This window comes from Anaerolinea thermolimosa, from assembly GCF_001050195.2.
In the GTDB taxonomy this organism is placed as follows: Bacteria; Chloroflexota; Anaerolineae; order Anaerolineales; family Anaerolineaceae; genus Anaerolinea; species Anaerolinea thermolimosa.
This window is the reverse complement of record NZ_DF967965.1, coordinates 257,739-276,244: the sequence shown is the minus strand read 5'-3', so window position 1 is coordinate 276,244 and position 18,506 is coordinate 257,739. Positions and strand designations below refer to the sequence as shown.

At 55.8% G+C, this 18,506-nt stretch carries 13 protein-coding genes; 4 read left to right on the top strand and 9 right to left on the bottom strand.

Annotated features, from left to right (window positions below):
* A partial coding sequence (locus tag ATHL_RS01210; protein WP_174233923.1) for an alkaline phosphatase family protein occupies positions 1-1,716 on the top strand: 1,716 nt, incomplete at its 5' end.
* 26 nt (positions 1,717-1,742) lie between these two features.
* Here ATHL_RS01210 and ATHL_RS01205 read toward each other — a convergent pair.
* The 4 genes from ATHL_RS01205 to ATHL_RS01190 form a co-directional block, all read right to left on the bottom strand.
* Positions 1,743-2,654 carry an ABC transporter permease gene (locus ATHL_RS01205; protein ID WP_062188940.1) on the bottom strand — a complete coding sequence of 304 codons (912 nt, stop codon included), beginning with the start codon at positions 2,652-2,654 and terminating at the stop codon, positions 1,743-1,745.
* A gap of 4 nt (positions 2,655-2,658) precedes the next feature.
* Complete coding sequence (locus tag ATHL_RS01200) at positions 2,659-3,711, bottom strand: ABC transporter permease (protein ID WP_062188938.1); 1,053 nt, start codon at positions 3,709-3,711, stop codon at positions 2,659-2,661.
* Complete coding sequence (locus tag ATHL_RS01195) at positions 3,704-5,221, bottom strand: ABC transporter ATP-binding protein (protein WP_062188936.1); 1,518 nt, start codon at positions 5,219-5,221, stop codon at positions 3,704-3,706. Before ATHL_RS01195 ends, ATHL_RS01200 begins: the two co-directional genes overlap by 8 nt.
* 80 nt (positions 5,222-5,301) lie before the next feature.
* Positions 5,302-6,321, bottom strand: a complete 1,020-nt coding sequence (locus tag ATHL_RS01190) for a BMP family protein (protein ID WP_062188935.1) — start codon at positions 6,319-6,321, stop codon at positions 5,302-5,304.
* 274 nt (positions 6,322-6,595) lie between these two features.
* Here ATHL_RS01190 and ATHL_RS01185 point away from each other — a divergent pair, with 274 nt between their 5' ends.
* Complete coding sequence (locus ATHL_RS01185; RefSeq protein WP_062188933.1) at positions 6,596-8,434, top strand: hypothetical protein; 1,839 nt, start codon at positions 6,596-6,598, stop codon at positions 8,432-8,434.
* A gap of 64 nt (positions 8,435-8,498) precedes the next feature.
* Here the strand turns inward: ATHL_RS01185 and ATHL_RS01180 are convergent, their stop codons facing one another.
* Complete coding sequence (locus tag ATHL_RS01180; protein ID WP_062188931.1) at positions 8,499-8,930, bottom strand: GtrA family protein; 432 nt, start codon at positions 8,928-8,930, stop codon at positions 8,499-8,501.
* A gap of 112 nt (positions 8,931-9,042) precedes the next feature.
* On the opposite strand from ATHL_RS01180, the gene ATHL_RS01175 reads away from it, so the two are divergent.
* Positions 9,043-9,849, top strand: a complete 807-nt coding sequence (locus ATHL_RS01175; protein WP_062188929.1) for a nucleotidyltransferase domain-containing protein — start codon at positions 9,043-9,045, stop codon at positions 9,847-9,849.
* Positions 9,850-9,893: 44 nt separating this feature from the next.
* Here the strand turns inward: ATHL_RS01175 and ATHL_RS01170 are convergent, their stop codons facing one another.
* Complete coding sequence (locus ATHL_RS01170; protein ID WP_062188928.1) at positions 9,894-12,617, bottom strand: cation-translocating P-type ATPase; 2,724 nt, start codon at positions 12,615-12,617, stop codon at positions 9,894-9,896.
* A 313-nt stretch (positions 12,618-12,930) separates the two neighbouring features.
* Here ATHL_RS01170 and ATHL_RS01165 point away from each other — a divergent pair, with 313 nt between their 5' ends.
* Positions 12,931-13,506, top strand: coding sequence for a DoxX family protein (locus ATHL_RS01165; protein ID WP_062188924.1), 576 nt, complete (start codon positions 12,931-12,933; stop codon positions 13,504-13,506).
* Between the two features lie 105 nt (positions 13,507-13,611).
* Here the strand turns inward: ATHL_RS01165 and ATHL_RS01160 are convergent, their stop codons facing one another.
* Genes ATHL_RS01160 through ATHL_RS01150 form a run of 3 tightly spaced genes read right to left on the bottom strand, consistent with a single transcriptional unit; the run spans position 13,612 to position 18,485 of the window.
* Positions 13,612-16,119 (bottom strand): HD domain-containing phosphohydrolase, encoded by a 2,508-nt coding sequence (locus ATHL_RS01160; protein WP_062188922.1) that lies wholly within the window; start codon positions 16,117-16,119, stop codon positions 13,612-13,614.
* Between the two features lie 35 nt (positions 16,120-16,154).
* Positions 16,155-17,753: a GH3 family acyl-acid amido synthetase gene (locus ATHL_RS01155; protein WP_062188920.1), complete on the bottom strand. Its 1,599-nt coding sequence runs from the start codon at positions 17,751-17,753 to the stop codon at positions 16,155-16,157.
* A 3-nt stretch (positions 17,754-17,756) separates the two neighbouring features.
* The gene (locus tag ATHL_RS01150) at positions 17,757-18,485 is read right to left on the bottom strand and encodes a class I SAM-dependent methyltransferase (RefSeq protein WP_062188918.1); all 729 of its coding nucleotides are present in this window, start codon (positions 18,483-18,485) and stop codon (positions 17,757-17,759) included.
* Between the last annotated feature and the right edge of the window lie 21 nt (positions 18,486-18,506).

Genomic DNA, 18,506 nt, shown 5'->3' with positions numbered 1-18,506 from the left:
ACGGGCACCCATCCGCCCACCTCTACTCCCGAGCCCGTTGTCACGCCCTCGCCCACTTTTACCCTCCAACCGACGCCACCTCCGCCAGTGCCGGCCTTCGAACACATTCTCTGGATTGTGCTGGAAAACAAAGATTTCAGCCAGGTGATCGGCAATGAAAAGATGCCTTTTTTCAACCGTCTGGCAGCCGAAAATACACTCCTCACCAATGCCTATGCCGTGGCACATCCCAGCCTTCCCAATTACCTGGCGCTCATCGGCGGCGACACCTTTGGCATCACCCGTAACTGCGAAGATTGCTTTATGGACGCCACCTCCCTGCCCGACTTGATCGAAGCTTCAGGCCGCCAGTGGAAGACCTACCAGGAATCGATGCCCGCACCCTGTTTCATAGGTAGTCAGGGAGAGTATGCACAGAAGCACAATCCGTTCATATACTTCAACGCCATTCGGTTGAATGAACAACGTTGCTCCTCTCATGTGGTGCCGCTGGATCAGCTGACCGAAGACCTGGCCCGGCAGAACCTGCCCGATTTCGCCTTCATCACCCCCAACCTGTGTCACTCCGGCCACGATTGCGACCCTGCAGAAATGGATGCCTGGCTCCAGTCCCTCTTCGAAAGATTATTCCAGTCGGGAGCACTGGGCGAGCAATACCTCATCGTCCTTACTTTTGACGAGGCCTCAGGTGACGATTCCACCGGTTGCTGCGGCCTGCCCGCCAAAGCCGGAGGGCGCATTGCCACCCTGTTGATTTCTCCTCAGGCCCGCCCCCATTTTGAAGATAGCATCCCCTATTCCCATTACTCCCTGTTGAAGACGATCTCCACGGCCTGGGGCCTGCCATTCCTTGGCCAGGCTGCCAGCCCTGAAACCGAGGTCATCCTGGCTCCCTGGCTCACCACAGAAGCCGATGCCACCCTGTTCGCAGGTGCGGGAGATATTACGGTTTGCGGGCACCCCGGCGACGATATTACTGCCCGCCTTCTCGATCAATTCCCCGAAGCAGCCCTGTTCACCACCGGTGACAATTCCAACGAAGAAGGCACCCCCGAACAGTACCAGAGATGTTTTGCACCCGCCTGGGGAAGGCACCTGGAGCGCATCCACCCCAGCCCAGGTAATCACGATTATCAGACCGAAAACGGCGCCGCCTATCATGCTTTTTTTGGCCCTGCTGCCGGTGAACCCGGGGAGGGTTACTACAGCTACGATCTCGCCGGATGGCACATCATTGCCCTCAACGGCAATTGTGCGGCGGCGGGAGGGTGCGGCCCCGATTCTCCCCAGGGGCAATGGCTGCAGGCCGATCTGGCCGCTCACCCGGCGCATTGTACCCTGGCATACTGGCATCAGCCGCGCTTCAGTTCAGGCCTGCATGGCAACAGTGAAGCCACCCTGGAATTCTGGCGCGCCCTCTATGAAGCCCACGCCGAGATCATCCTCAACGGGCACGATCACCTTTACGAGCGCTTCGCCCCGCAAGACCCCGATGGCAATCTCGATGCGGTAAACGGCATCCGGCAGTTCACAGTGGGAACCGGTGGGGCTTTTTACCGCCCGGCCGGGCCTCTTCCTGCCCCAAACAGTGAACGCCTGATCCTGAATACTTTTGGGGTGCTCAAATTGACCCTCCTGGAAGACGGTTATCGCTGGCGCTTCCTCCCGGAACCCGGCCGCCCGTATACTGACCAGGGAGAAGGGAAGTGCCATTAAAATCACTCTGCGATTTTCTCAAAGAATTATTCGCGCCGATAGGCTTTAAGCAGAGCCGCCGGAGCACTGGCATTGCGCCCGGCGATGATTAGCGCCAGAATGGTAACCAGGTACGGCAACGCCAGAAAAAGCTCATAGGGCAGCTGTAAGCCCATCGTTTGCAGTCGCAGTTGCAGTGCGGCCACCCCGCCAAAGATCAATGCTCCCCAGAGCACACCCACCGCCCGCCAGTTGGCAAAAATGATCAACGCGATACACACCCACCCGCGCCCGGCAACAATGCCATACGTAAATGCACCCAGCTGGGCCAGTGAAAGAAACGCCCCTCCGCCAGCCATGAGGCCCCCGCCGATCATCAATGCCAGGGTGCGAATTTGATATACATCCAGCCCGGCGGCGTCAGCCGCCTCGGGGTTCTCTCCCACTGCCCGCACATTCAGGCCAAAACGCGTGCGATGAAGCACCCACCCGGTGAGCGGAATCAGCAGGAAAGCCACATACGTCAGACCATGCTGATTGATCACTGGCCCCAGAAAGGTCGAGTCAGGCAGGATGGAAAGCGATTGAAACGGCGTAATCGAAGGCGGAACTTTGGGTTCACCAAAAATCAACCGAAAACCGAAAAGAGAGAATCCTGTCCACAGCAGGGTCATCCCCAACCCGGCCACATGCTGGTTTACCCCCAGGCGCACCGCAAGCAGGGCCATCAGCCAGCCCGAAAGCATTCCCACCAGCACGGCCGTGAAAAAACCCAGCCATAGAGAACCGCTCTTTGAGGCAACCGTGAACCCGATAAAAGCCCCGAGGAACATCGTCCCCTCGATGCCAAGATTGAGCACTCCTGAGCGTTCACTGAACAATTCTCCCAGAGTGCCAAAGATCAAAGGTGTGGCCACGCGAAGTGTGGCTGCCACCCACCCGACCAGAAAAATTTCCATGGGTCTAGGCCCTCCGCAAGCGGTAGTTTTGCAAGACAAACAGACTCAGCGTCACCAGCAGAAGGATGGCCTGCACCACCGTTCCCAGGTACACGGGCACCCCCAGCGCCCGGCTCAGGCTCTGCGCACCAGTATCGATCAACCCGATAAAGAAAGCCGCCAGCCCCACCCCGAAGGGATGGAGCCCTCCCAGGGTAGCGATAATAATCCCGCTGTATCCCAGCCCATCCGAAATGGACTCGATCAAATGAAAGTGAATCCCGGCCACTTCACCCACTCCGGCCAGCCCCGCGATCCCTCCGCTGATGAGCGCCGCAACGAGCATCGTGCGGTTAACATTTAAACCGGCAAATTGTGCAGCTTTCTTCCCCAACCCCACGGCCCGCATCCGCAGCCCCAGCGGGGTATGTTGAAGCACAAACCACTCGATAACAATCACCGCCAACCCCACCACAAAGCCAAAATGAAGCCGTGCACGGGGTAGCAGTCGAAAATAGTGGGCCCCCTGAGCAATCTCCGGGCTTTGCGGCCACATGGAAACCGGACTGCGCCATGGGCCATTGAGCAGGTAGCTTACAAGAAAGAGGATCACCGAATTGAGCAACAGCGTGGTTACCACTTCGTCCACATTCAGGCGCGTTTTAAGGATCGCCGGGCCAAATGCCCACACCGCTCCAGCAAGAAAGCCCCCCGCCATCATCAGAGGAATGCCTGCTACAGGTGAAACACCTCCGAGAAACATCCCAAGCCAAGCCCCGGCCATAGCCCCGGCGTACAGTTGTCCTTCTGCGCCAATGTTCCAGTACCCTGCTGAAAAGGCAAAAGCCACTGATGCCCCCGTGAGTAAAAGCGGGGTGGATTTCACCAACACCTCAATCAGAGCGACTCTTGAAGATAACGGGGCGATCAGGAAGTAATAATAAACCTTCAACGGATCAGCCCCGGCCCACAACACCAGCAGGGTGGTCAGTAAGAAGGTCACCAACAGAGCAATCAGCGGGATAAGCGGTCGAAACCAGAGCGGCGCACTGACCCGTTCCAGGCGAAATTTAACCACGGTCGGCCTCCTTGACGGAGCTTCTTTTCAACGGGGTACCTGCCATCATTAAACCAATTTGCTCTACTGTCGCCTCACGCGTGTTTAAAATACCCATCAGTTTCCCCTCAAACAGTACTGCGATACGGTCAGCCAGGGCGAAAATCTCATCCAGGTCTTCTGAAATGAGCAGCACCGCCGCACCCCGGGCGCGTTGTTCAAGAAGCCTGCCGCGCACGTAATCTGTTGCCCCCACATCCAGGCCGCGCGTGGGTTGTGATGCGATCACCACAAGCGGGTTGCGCGACAGACTGCGCGCCAGAAGCACCTTCTGCATATTTCCTCCCGAAAGTGTGCGAATGGGTGTTTCTGGCAATGCTTTGATTTGATACTCTGCAATTAACCGCTCTGCATTCCTGCGAACGGCATTTCGATCCAGAACGCCATGGCGGGAAAAATGTTCCAGCTGGTCAAGCACCAGGTTATCGGCCACGCTCAACTCACCCACCAGGCTGGCATGGCGGTCTTCAGGGATTCGCCCCACACCGGCACGGGTAAGCTCGGCAGGTGAAGCGCCAGTCACTTCCTGCGTTCCCACCCAGATGCGCCCCGACTCAGGCTGGAGCATTCCCGAGAGCACCTCTCCCAGTTCCGCCTGGCCATTCCCCGAAACCCCGGCCACACCAAGTACTTCACCAGCCTGCACCTCAAAAGAAAGATGGTGTAGCCCCACCGCGCCTTTGCGGCTTTTGACGTTCAATCCCTCCACCCGCAATAGCACCCCGGTAGAAGGACGCTCTCCCTGACGATGTACTCCGAAGGTTTCGCGTCCCACCATCAGGCGGGCCAGTTCAGACGGGGTGGTCTGGCTCTTTTCTACCGTGCCCACTGCGCGCCCATCGCGCAGAACCGTCACACGGTCACAGACCGTCATCACCTCATGCAATTTATGGCTGATAAAGACCACCGAAATCCCCTCACGGCGCAAACGGTCAAGCACCTCAAACAGCGCCTGCACCTCCTGCGGCACCAGCACAGCCGTAGGCTCATCCAGAATCAACACCCGGGCATGGCGTGCGAGCGCCTTAAGGATTTCTACCCGTTGCTGTTCCCCCACCGAGAGCTGACCCACCGGCGTACCCGCCTTCACCGGAATCCCCAGCCGCCCCGATAGGGCCTCCACCTTGGTCTCAATCTGCTGTAGATCAAGCAGGCTCCCGCTTTCGCCGAGCGTGATGTTTTCTGCCACGGTCAGGGTAGGCACCAGGGTGAAGTGCTGAGTCACCATGCCAATTCCTGCACGGATAGCATCGCGCGGCGAGTGAATCCGCACCGGTTTACCACCGATCAGAATTTCCCCCTCATCCGGAGTGTACAATCCATATAAAATGCGCATCAAGGTAGTCTTCCCGGCGCCGTTCTCACCCAGCAAGGCATGGATTTCACCCACTTTAAGCTCAAAATCAATCCCGTCGTTGGCAACCAGGCCACCAAACCGCTTCACAATCCCCTGCATCTGAACTGCAAACATGCACACTCCACATGGGCGCTGCTCCCGAAAGCCCTGGGGAGCAGCGCCAAGTAAAATCCCGGGAATAGCAAACCCGAAGGCTAATTCACCGCCGCCGGCGGAGCTTCATCGATATCGACGCGGAAGGTTCCTTTTTTGATCTCTTCCAATCGGGCGTTAACCCTGCTTACCAGCTCCGGGGGCAGCTTGCTCTCGGTTGCATGGAATGGGGCCAGGCTAGCCCCTCCTTTGCCAATCATACTGAAATCTTTTAAATCCTGCGCGGTAAAGGTGCCCGCCTCTACCTGCTTGATAAGGTATTCAACCGTAGGCTCCATGTTCCACACCGCACTGCTCACCACCAGATCAGGAGCCAGTTCATTCTGGTCACTCATATTGCCGAAAGCCCATACCCCCTTTTCTTTGGCGGCTTCGATCACCCCGAAACGCTCGGCAAAAAGCACATCCGCCCCGCTATCCACCTGGGCCAGGGCCGCTTCTTTGGCCTGGGCCGGGTCAAACCAGCTATTGATAAACGTCACCAGAACTTTCGCCTTCGGGTTGGTCTCTTTAGCCCCGGCAATAAATGCGTTTACAATGCGGTTGACCTCTGGCACAGGGTATCCTCCCACCACCCCGATGGTATTGCTCCTGGTGAGACCACCCGCCAGCATTCCCAGCAGGTAGGCCGGTTCATGAATCCAGTTATCGAAAACCGCCAGATTCGGTTCGCTCGGCCCGAAACCCGAACCAAAGGCAAAGGCAATCTCCGGGAAATCAATCGCCACCCGCCTGACGGCCTCCTCATTTCCAAAGGCATCCCCCATAATCAGGTCGGGTTTTTGTTGCTCACACACCTCACGCAGAATGCGCTCCATATCCCCGGAATAGCCAATATCCTCGGTGTAGGTATACTCGATTTTCCCCGCATCCCGGGCTTTGACTAAAGCCTGATGAATCACCCCGTCCCAGGGTTCCTCGATGGGTGTGGCAAAAGCGCCAAACACTTTCAACTTCTGCGGCCCACTGCTCTGCGTCGGAGTAGCTGCGGGGGCACAGGCAGAGAACACCAGGCTCAAAATCACCCCCATGCACATCCATCTCAACCACTTTTTGATCATTGCTCGCTCCTCTTTTCTTCTTTGGTTTTTACTGCGGTGTGACATTCGCCAATCACCGATTCGTTCTCTGCCTGATATTCATTCCGAAATGCTTTTCCCCTCCCCCAGACCAATCAGCCCTATTGTAGAGAATCCTTTCGAGCCGGTCAAGGCACATTGGGGTAATGATTTTTCCTCCCTTCTCTTTAGAGACGCGGGCAACTCAATGCCAATTTTTATTCTCGTTCTATAATGAAGAGGCTTCCATTTCTTTATTATCTCAAGAGGTTTTTCTATGTCCACCCCCAACCCTGTTCCGCACCGATATCAGAATTTCTCCGTGGCCATTTATGCACGCGTGTACGAAGTGCTCCAGATGCGCGATCTGGAGTGGCTCAGGGAACGCTTTGAGGTGATGAACCGATTTGTCCGGGTCAATAAAGTGTACCTGGAAACCCACCGCGACTGGATCGTAGTGGACGAAGACACCCTGGTGAAAGCCAAACAATTCTTCGCTGAGCGCGGGATTCAAACCTCCGGTGGCATTACGATCACCGTCAATGAACGCAATCGCTTTCAAACCTACTGCTATACTAACCCGGAGCATCGTCAGAAGCTTAAAGAGGTAGTGGAATTTACCGCCCGGCACTTCGATGAATTGATCCTCGATGACTTCTTCTTCACCAATTGCAAATGCCCTTCCTGCATTGCCGCCAAAGGATCCAAAAGCTGGACGCGCTTCCGCCTCGATCTGCTCGATGAAGCAGCCAGGGAACTGATCATCGCCCCTGCTCGAAAAACCAACCCGAACATCACCCTGATTATCAAATACCCCAACTGGTATGAACACTTTCAGGGGCTGGGCTTCAACCTTGAAACCGAACCCCGGCTCTTCGATAAACTTTATACCGGCACCGAAACGCGCGACGCCGTCCTGGGGAACCAGCATCTGCAGCCCTATCACGGTTACTCGATCTTCCGATACTTTGAGAACCTCAAACCCGGGGCCAATGCCGGCGGCTGGGTCGACACCGGTGGCATGCGCACCCTCGACCGGTACGCCGAACAGCTCTGGCTTACGCTCTTCGCCAAAGCCCCCGAAATCACCCTCTTTGATTTTCTCCAGCTCCAGCGCCCCATTCAGCTCTCAGACCGCGCCCCCTGGCAGGGGAAGCAAACCAGTTTCGATTTCGATGAGGCTCTGGGTCCGGCAATGACCTCGCCATGGTCCATCGCGCCCGGAACTACCATCGCCCTGGCCGCCGGATACGTTTTCCAGAAGGTGGATTCCTTCCTCGGGCAGCTGGGTAAACCGCGCGGCATCCCCTGTTATAAACCTTACCACTCCACCGGTGAGGATTTTCTCCACAGCTACCTGGGCATGCTGGGCATCCCCATTGAAATCGTCCCGGACTTTCCCAGAGAAGCCAACCTCATCCTTCTCACCGAATCCGCCCGGCACGATCCCGCCATCGTGGAGAAAATCAAACAGCAGTTGATGGATGGGAAGAAAGTCGTCATCACCTCGGGGTTGCTACGTGCGTTGCAGGGCAAGGGCATCGAAGACATCGTCGAACTGGAAATAACCGACCGAAAAGCCACCGTCAAGGACTTTTTAATCGGTTGGAATCAAGTTCACACGGCCAGTCAACCCGTCACTATTCCCCAGATTCAATACCTGACCAACGATTCCTGGGAAGAAGTTTCCGGCTTAACCGGCGTGAACGGGTACCCCCTTTTCCACTCCGCATCTTATGGCCGGGGGACGCTCTACGTCCTGACCATTCCCGATGTTTTTGGAGAACTTTATCATCTCCCGGCAGGGGTGCTCAACCGCATCCGGGAAACCCTCCTCCAAGACCTGCCCCTCCGGCTGGAAGGCCCGTCTCAGGTGGCTCTATTCGTTTATGACAATGACACCTTTATCGTCGAGTCATTCCTGCCTGAAGATCAGCTGATCAGTGTACTCGTCCCGGAGCGATTCACGCACCTGCAAGACCTGGTCAGCGGCGAGAGGCTGACCGGAGAACCGCGTTTGAACTGGCGCCGAGAACCCTCCGGTTGGAAATCCATTGACCTGAAGCTTAAACCGCATTCCTACCGCGTATTCCGCCTCGAAACCACCCCTGCATAAAGCAACACCGGGGGCTGGTCAGCTCATCAACGCGCCTGGCCAGCCCCCGGTTTCTTTCATCTCCTCAGGAACGGAAAATCAAAAATTTACTGAACACAAAATTCCAGGCCAGGGTACCTGCCGTAGCCAGCCCCAGCGAAACCACCTCAGGAAGGCCAAAACCGAACAGTCCCAGTTGCATCAACCCGGTATTGATGGCCAGGCCGATCAGATTCACCGCTAAAAATGGGAAAAAAGTCACCGCCGCCCGGCTTTTAGAACGAAAAGTCCAGTTGCGGTTCCAGACAAAGCTGTTCAGTATCCCGGCGCTGTAAGAGATTCCCTTCGCCAGGGTAGGGTGAATCATCCACACATGCAGACCAGCCGTGAGAAGAAAGTAAACCAGCCAGTCAACGGCTGTGTTACTCACTCCCACCAGCCCGAACTTGACTGCCTGCCTCAAGCTCAGAGGCAACCGCCCTGCCCGTTGCAATCCGCGCCGGATCATCGCTTTCATGGATGCCTTCAAGTGTACCCCACAAGCCGCAAATTGGTAAAATGCTCTCGCCACAATTGCGTTACAATTGCCCCGCACGAATCTGCTTATTAAGGCTGGAATGTATTTTTCAATGACACTTTCTCAACCAACCCCCGATCCTCAGCTTAACGCCATTCTTCACCAGCTGGTTACTTCGGTCAGAGAAGTTCTGGGTGAACGTTTGGTTGCCGCATACCTCCAGGGTTCCTTTGCCACCGGCGGTTGGGACCGTAACAGCGACGTCGATTTTCTCTTCGTCGTCGAAGAAGACCTCCCGGAGACGCTCCTTCCCCGCCTGCAGGATGTGCATGTGCAAATTTATGAGATCGAATCCTACTGGGCCAAACACCTTGAAGGCTCTTATTTTCCGCGAGAATGGCTGAAAAGCCCCGACCCATCCTGCCGTCCCATCGTCTACATTGACAATGGCAGCCGCGAACTGGTGCGTTCGGCACACGACAACACCCTCGTGGTGCGCTGGGTGGTGCGTGAATGCGGCATCACCCTCGCCGGGCCGCCCCCCACGGCCCTGATCGATCCCGTCTCAGCCGATGACCTGCGCCGCGAAGTGTTCAATACCATGCGTGACTGGGGTCAGGAAATTCGCACGCATCAGTACCAGATCAATAATCGCTGGGCCCAACCCTTTGCCGTGATAAGCTACTGCCGCATGCTCCACACCCTGCACACAGGAAGGGTTGATTCCAAACCCGCTGGCGTGCGCTGGGGTTTGACCAACCTCGATCCTCGCTGGGCCGGTTTGATCCAGCGTGCCTGGAATGAACGCCCCGACCAGTATCTCAAAGTTCATCTCCCGGCAGACCCCGGAGACCTGGCCCAGACTCTGGAATTCATTGAGGATGCGCTGGCCCTGGGTGAAACACTGCTCGATCTTTAAAACCACCCGGCTTCAGCTTCACCGGCTCAATTCTTCCACCTTCTTCAAGGCTGGCGCATGTCGGCCCGCCGGAAGAGTGCTTTCTCCAGCTCCACAAAGGCAAACACCAGCAGGCTGGCCGCCGCCGTCACTCCAAACTGCTCCAGAGTGAGGGCTTCGGTTTCAAAAATTCCCTGCATGAAGGGCTGGTAAACCACGAGCACCTGCAGACCCACCGTAAGTAGCACAGCTCCAATCAGCCAGCGGTTCGAGAAAAGACCCGAGCGGAAGACCGATTCATTGCCCGTGCGTAAGGCCATCACATTGCCCATTTGCGTCAGCGTGAGGGTGGTGAAGGCCATCGTACGCCACGCTTCCTGCCCGGTCATCCAGGCCCAGTACGCGACTGCAATGGAGACCCCTCCCAGAATGAAGCCCGTGAGCAAAGTTGATCGCCCCATCCCGCGGCTGAATACCCCTTCCCTGGGGTGATACGGTGGGCGCTTCATGACATTACGCTCGGCTTTCTCCACCGTCAACGCCAGACCGGGCAGGCCATCGGTCACCAGGTTGATCCATAAAATTTGCAGCGGTAAAAGCGGCAGGGGCATACCCAGGAACGGCGCTACCAGCATGACTACAATCTCGCCGATGTTCGAACCCAGGGTATATTTGATGAACTTACGGATATTGTCGTAAATCCGTCGGCCTTCACGCACAGCGGCCACGATGGTAGCGAAGTTGTCGTCCAGCAGCACCATGTGGGCGGCCTCTTTGGTCACATCTGTGCCAGTGATGCCCATGGCCACCCCGATATCCGCCCGTTTGAGCGCCGGTGCATCATTCACCCCATCACCGGTCATGGCCACCACTTCACCATTGGCCTGCAAGGCTTCTACAATGCGCAGTTTATGTTCCGGCGAGACCCTTGCAAACACTGAGGTCGTCTTCACCACCTCCCGCAGGGTCGCCTCATCCATCACCGAGAGTTCCTGCCCCGTCACCGCCCGGTCATCACGGGTGATGTCCAGCTCCCGCGCAATAGAAATGGCGGTTAACGGGTGATCCCCGGTGATCATAATCGGTCGAACGCCCGCAGTTTTAGCTGTGCGCACGGCATCATAGACTTCCGGTCGTGCCGGGTCGATCATGGCCACCATGCCCACGAACACCAGGCCTTTTTCCTGCACTTCAGCCTGCTCACTGAGCCGGTAAGCCACCCCCAGCACACGCATCCCTTTCTGGGCCAGCTCGTTGTTTGCCTGACGAATCCGATCGCGCCAGGCTTCATCCAGCGCAACGGCCTGTCCATCCACCAGCACCCGGTCGCAAATTTCCAGAATTCCGTCCACCGCCCCCTTGGTAAACGCAATCAACGGCTGACCGGCTCCCGGCACAGCCTCCAGAAGGCTTAAACCGGCAGGCTGGGCCGGCCACCTGTGCACTGTGGTCATCCTTTTACGTTCTGAGTCAAAAGGCAACTCTGCCACGCGCGGCAGGGCAGCCTCCAGTTCATTTTTCCACAGACCGGCGCGGGCCGCAGCAATCACCAGCGCCCCTTCGGTAGGGTCACCCACCGAATGATACACTCCGGGTTCCTGTTCATCTTCCTCAAGGAGCGCATCATTGCACAGCGCCCCCGCCGCCAGCAACAGTCCCACCTCACGGCTTTTAATCAATCCGGGGTTGGCTTCGGTAGTACGCAGGCGCGGGCTGAAGTTCTGCACCTCTTCTTTTAAATCCAATCGGTGATTCGCCACATCCAGAATGGTCACGGTCATACGATTCTCGGTCAGCGTGCCCGTCTTATCTGAACAGATTACGGTCACCGAACCGAGGGTTTCAACCGCGGGAAGCTTGCGGATGAGGGCATTCCGCTTAAGCATCGCCTGTGCCCCCAGTGCCAGCCCGATAGTCACCACAGTGGGCAGACCCTCTGGCACAGCGGCTACCGCCATACTGATCGCCGTGAGGAACAACAGCCGGAGCTCCTCGCCGCGCAGAAAACCCAGCACAAAGACAATCACCACAATGATCAGCGCCCCCACGGCCAGCGTACGCGCCAGTTGTTCCAGGCGGCGCTGCATGGGGGTGGGCTCCTGGGTCACCCCCTGGATTAACTCGGCGATCCGTCCCAGCTCGGTTTGCATCCCGGTGGAGGTGATGAGCAGGGTACCACGCCCATAGGTCACCAGAGTACCCATGAAGCCACAATTCCGCCGATCCCCCACAGGGAGGTTGTCTCGAGAAATGGCCCCGGTAGTTTTTTCCACCGGCTCCGATTCGCCCGTAAGCACCGCCTCTTGAATCCGCAGGTTGACACTTTCCACGATTCGCCCATCCGCAGGGACGATCGAACCGGCTTCCAGCAGCACCACATCTCCGGGCACCAGGTCGCGGGCCGAAATTTCGTGCACATGCCCGCCCCGCCGCACTCTCACATGCGGTGTGGCCATCTTTTTAAGCGCAGCGAGAGCTTTTTCAGCCCGATACTCCTGAGAAAACCCCAGCAAAGTATTCAATACCACAATGGCCAGAATGACCAGAAAATCCTTAACATCGCCCAAAAAGTACGAAATCACCGCCGCAACAATCAGCACAATGGTTAAAATCCCCGTCAGCTGTTCCAAAAGGATCTTCCAGGGGCTTTTTCCGCCGCGGTCGATCAGCTCATTGGGGCCAAAGCGCGCCAGCCTCTGGCCTGCTTCAGAAGGCGAGAGCCCCGTTTCAATGGAAGTGCCCAGTTCTTGTTCAACTTCGTGGATGGTTTTCTGATACCAGTGATTCATACTTGACCTTTCTTAAAAATAAAAGACCACCAGGATAAAAGATCGTGGTGGTCTTGTTTGCGCATGGATCGCGTGAACAACCGGAAGCATGGCTTCGTCCTGACGGCTGCCCAACCTGCACAGAGTGCAGTCAACTACTCCCCAAACCAGCTTTGATTATAACACACTTTTTCGACAAAGCGGTTCAACAGCTGGCCTCTCGCCGCCATCAGCATTTCCTGTTTCTTCCCAGATCACTTTCCATGAACCAGAAAGGCGAAATCCTCATCCTGTTTTAATCCATTGGAATATAATCGGATATAGGAGGTGGATTATGTCCAATAAAGTTACCGAAATTACCGATCCCCCTTTTATTCAACGTCTGTTCGGCAGCCCCTCGTGGGCCTGGTTGTGGTTGATCGTGCGGGTTTATGTGGGTTACACCTGGTTAAGCTCCGGCCTGGGGAAAATCAACAACCCGGCCTGGGTACAGACCGGTGAAGCCCTCAAAGGGTTCTGGCAAAACGCCGTGCGTATCCCTGAACCACCGGCGCGCCCCCCCATCGCCTTCGACTGGTACCGGGCATTCATTCAGGCCCTGCTGGACGGCAATCACTACACCTGGTTTTCCAAACTGGTGGTAGCAGGTGAGCTTCTCATTGGCGTAGCGCTCATTCTGGGCGCTTTCGTCGGCATTGCCGCATTCTTTGGCGGATTTATGAACTGGAATTTTATGATGGCCGGGACGGCCAGCATTAATCCGGTGCTTTTCACCCTTTCTATTTTCCTTATCCTGGCCTGGAAGAACGCCGGCTGGTGGGGGCTTGACCGCTGGCTTCTCCCCACCCTGGGGACACCCTGGCGGCCGGGGCGCGTCTTTGAAAAGAAGCCAGAACCCGTGGAAAGTTAATTTTCCCGGATTTTCCCGCCTCTCCCACCAACCGATCTCTTAATCCGGTTGGTGGTCTTTTTTTAAAAGAAAGGCGATCACCGCCCTGTAAATCACTTTCGCTGATCAGCCAAACCGTCCCAATACCGAAGGATCTAACGGGCGGGTGGCGTCCTTCTCCAGTATTCGGATGAATACCTCAACCAGAAGCGGATCGAACTGAGTACCGCTGTTTTTTCTTAACTCCTCAATGGCTTCAGAGGGCTTGCGGTTGGTGCGATATACACGCACATCGGTCATGGCTCCATACGCATCGACGATGGCCAGCAACCGCGCTCCAAAGGGAATTTGCTCCCCTTTGAGGCCGTTCGGGTACCCGCTGCCATCGAAATTCTCGTGGTGAGAACGGATCAAGGGGGCCACATTGGCCAGCTTGCGAATGGGCGCCACAATACGCGCTCCAATTTCCGGGTGCTGGCGCATGATACTCCACTCTTCCTCGGTTAGAGGGCCAGGTTTGCGTAAAATTTCATCGGGTACACCAATTTTACCGATATCATGCAACATCGCCGCCCAGTGCACCGCCTGAATCACCTCTTCAGGGCAATGCAACTCACGGCAAACAGCCTCTGCCAGGTAGGCCAGCCGCAGGCTGTGATTGTTGGTATAGGTGTCACGCGCGTCCATGGCGTTGGCCAGTGCCAGAATGGTCTCGAAGAAAGTGTTTTCTACCTGTTCATGCATCGATGCCCGTTGCAGGGCACTGGCGGCCTGGTCTGTGATGGCGCTGATCAACCGTAATTTGTCCTTATCAAACGGTTCTCGCGTCTCCTTCCGCTCCTCTCCCAGCACAAACAGACCATACGGTTCTCCATTCAAATGGATCGGTGAAAGGCACAGTGAAGTTACCCGATCGAGGCGCAATGCCACCCGTGCCTCACTGCTCATAAACGGGTCCGTACGCGAAAGCAGGGTTAAATCGGCCTTCCGCAGCGCTCGTAAATAATAGAGCACCGCTTCACCTGGTTCCACCTCGTTCAGGCCGAGGTCGCGCATCGAATCCCGAACCGAAAAAGCCGCCCGACAGCGGAAAACAGCTTCTCCTTCCAGCACCAGCAGTCTGGCAAAGGTAACATGGGCACTGTGCACCATGTGTTGCACGGTATTCTGGAGTATGCTCTCCACATCGTCCAGGGCAATGAGCCGGCGTGTCAACGTATAGAGCGCATCCAATTCTTCGCGCCGCGACTGTTCCGCCGAATATAAACGCGCCCGTTCAATGGCAATGGCAATCTGATTGGCCAGGGTCATCAACGTGAGCTGATCGTCGTCGGTGTACGTGTCTCCAGAAAGTTTTGCCCCCACGCTGAAAAAACCCACCAGTTTCTCTTTCACCTTAAGGGGAATGATCAATTCTCCGCCAATCTCTTCCAGCTGTTTGCGTTCTTCAGTCCAAATCGCCCGAAATTGCGGCATTACACTCAGATCATATTTCGTGAGGCAGCGATCCAGCCTGGACAGCACCCTGACAATCGGGTGGTTGCTGTCCAGCGTCATTTCCGGGCTGACCTCCTCCCCGATGAATGCCTGCAGGGCAAATAACCGGGATTCCTCCACGCGAATGAAGAAGCCCATGCGCTCGATATGCAGGGTAGAGGTCACCTCTTTAAGGATCATCTCACTCAACCGTTTCAGGTCGAGTTCATAAGCCGCTCGCTGGCTGAGCCGTTGCAACATCAGACTGGTGTTGTATTTTTCCCGGAAGAATATCCGGTCTACCCATTCCTGGGTTCGGTCGCGTAGCGGCACCATGACCACCGCGGTCAACAGCGCCACAATGAGTAGCACCAGTAATAGTTGAAAGCCCCGCACCGTATGGAAAATAGCCTGCGCTGCCACCACAACCAGGTAATAGCTCGCGGCAATCACCAGGGTGGGCAGAGAATAAAAAAGCCCCTTGCGCACCACAAAAGAGATATCCAGCAACTGGTGACGCAGGATGGCCACCGTGATGAACATGGCTGAGAGAATATTGGCCGTGACATCGCCGGGAAAGTGCCGCAGATCCGTCAGGTTGGTCAGCGTTCCCCCGAAGATGGCCATGACTACCAGGAAAAGATATTTCAACCGGTTTCGGAAGGCTGCATCGCGTGACCTGCGGTATGCCCTGATCAGTTCATAAGCGGAAAAAAGGTGGAAAAAAGCCCAGAACGCCCCGGTAAGCGCCATGCCTGACGGGGCATATTGATTGTACAGGTAGCCGTTCTCGGTATGGGCGTCAACAATCACCCCACCCGAAAGATTGATCACCTCGATGACCAGGTAAGCAAACAGGCCAAAGCGTAACCAGAAGCGCCGCTCCTGCACCAGGAAAGCCTGCACAAAGCCAAAAAAGGCTATCGGCATGGCCATGGAGCCGACGACCAGGAAGCGGTTCCAGAATAGCGTATCCAGAATACCCAGGTCGGCGAAGATCATAAAAGCCGAGAAGCTCCAGATGATCATCGAGAACAGATACAGGCTAAAGTAAAGCCGCACCCGATCTCGTATTTTTTGCCTCAAAATGAAAACCAAAAGCGCACTGTAATAGACCAGCGCAATAAAAGAAATAATCGTTGAGGCGTAAGCGATCATCGGAGCTTCCCGGCTACCGTTGCAGCAGGGATCTTTTACTCCTTTCCATCATTATGCCGCAGCAGGGTTTCAATGACCTCATCAGAGGCGTTCATGTGCGGCGGCTTGAGGTGCGCCAGGTCTGCTCCCGCGGCCTGTTTCTCCAGCATGTATGCCTGGAAGGTGCCCGGTTTGAGCACTGTCACATCCAGTGCAGGTTTCTGGATCATGGCGTCGTAATCAGCATAGAACGAGTTGATCCCTTTCAAGGCTTCGTGTACCCGGTGCCGAATCGTTTCTTTATCGATCGGAGACGCCGGTTCCATGTATAGCTTCAGGATCGGCTCACCATCCCGGGTTTCCTTGCGAATGGCCCAGTCATGATATTCGATCCCCGTTTCGTTGATGGCGCGCCAGACCATACGCTCATCGATCAGACCGGTGAACCCGGCCAGATCAATAAAATCTGCCGTGCGGCCTACGAAAGCCATCTGTGGCAAATTAACCCCAATCTCATCATCCCTCAGCACGGGGAATTCAATCAAATCATACGTACGGTAACGCAAGAGAGGCTTGCCATAGAAGTTGGTGAGCACCAGCTCATAGCGCTTTCTGGGAACCACCTCGTCGAACAGTACGGTTTTGGGCATATAAGAAGGATCCATCCGCCATTTCGCCCATTCTTCTTCCGGGATGAATTCGTAAAAAGCGGCGTCAGGGAAAAAGGTCATGTATTTTTTATTCCAGGCCTGGGTAGCAATGGCACCCTCTTCCGTACAGCCATACTGTTCGTAAGGTTGCACACCCCAGTAATAAGCAATCTTATCCCGGTAGATCGCCGTGTCGGCACCGCCGCAGGGCAAAGCTTTGAGCGTCCACAGGTCACGCGGGAGCATGTTACGCCCTTCCATTTTGGCCCTGATATACCCACGGATTAACCGGAAGAGCACCTGCGGATGCAGCATCTGGCGTGAAATGCGCGTTTTGCGCGCCCCGCTGGTGAAGGCTTCTCCCATCTTGACCAGCACGGCTGACATTGATCCGAGAATGTCAATGCCCGTCTTCATCCCTTCTCGGAAACCCGCTTCAATCCGCTCCTGGAATTCCATCGCTTCAGTTTCATCCAGCGCAGGGACGAAGCGAAAGTTGAATTGCTCGGCAAGCGCCCGCAGAGTAATACCGCTGATATACGGGCGAGGCGGGGTATTGTACACCAGCACGTCACCTTCTTCAAGGCGCACTTCTCCCTTTTCTCGCGCCGCTCCCAGAATGACCCCGGCTAAGACACGCTCACCCAGGCGTTCGTAGGCTTCACGCGTATAGGGAATCCATTTGTATTTTCCAGAACGCCCTGAGGTGTGTGCCCAGACATACGCATTCTGAAAATATCCCTTGTCTTCGCCGAGGTAGGGCTCATAATCATCGTAGGTGGTGATGGGTATCCTGGCTCGGAACTCCTCGATACTTCCCGGTATTTTCCCCCTCAAAAGATACCGTCCAAGTTCGCTTTTCGAAAGGAGATCAAACTGCTCCAGAAGGAGTCTCTCCTGGATTTGCATGAATTCCTTGAGGCTCAAATCCAGGAATCCACAGTACTTTGTCCAGATCTGGTGCTTACGACCCTGGCGTAAGAGTTCAATTGCTGTGGCAGTCATCTTCTACTCCGTGGAATCTTTCTCAGCACGAATGACGAACGGTGTTGGAGACCAAAAATGGCTCGCAGGCAGGTGGGTTATCGAGATATCGCGGAATTTCAACTTTTCGAGCAATAGGCCCCACTCCTTTCCCGTAAAGACATTGTTCAACGCGGCGGCTTCCGCAGAAGCGCGGGCACGGCCTTCTCTGCGCAGAAAATAGAGAAATGTTGCCAATCGAATCAAAGCGTTCACCACAGGTACGCGCCAGACCGCCGAACCGCCCACATCGGCGATGGCAAATTTTCCCCCGGGCTTCAACACCCGTTTAATTTCCGACATTAACACCGGCACATCCAGATGGTGGGTTGCCAGAGCACAAAAAACCACATCAAACGAATTTGCCCGGTAGGGAAGCTGCATTGCCGAACCACAGGTGAGAGCGATAGAATCCTTCCAGCCGCCGCCGCTTACCTTTCGGGCGGCCCGGTAAAGCATGGCGGGCGTCAGGTCCAGCCCGATGATCTTCCCCTTATGCTTACCACGCTGTTTCAGGCTGACGGGGATCACTCCCGTACCTGTGGCAATGTCCAGGACGATGTCTTCATCCCCCACCGGCACCAGGTCGAGCAACTGGTTGATGAAGCCCGCATAACTCCACCCCCAGAAGCGCTTGAGTTCTGCATCCACGGTGGTCTCATAATGCGAAGACATTTCTGAAAAAGCTTCTACGATGTCCCGGTTCTGCGCCATGCCATCCTCACTCTTTCCGTA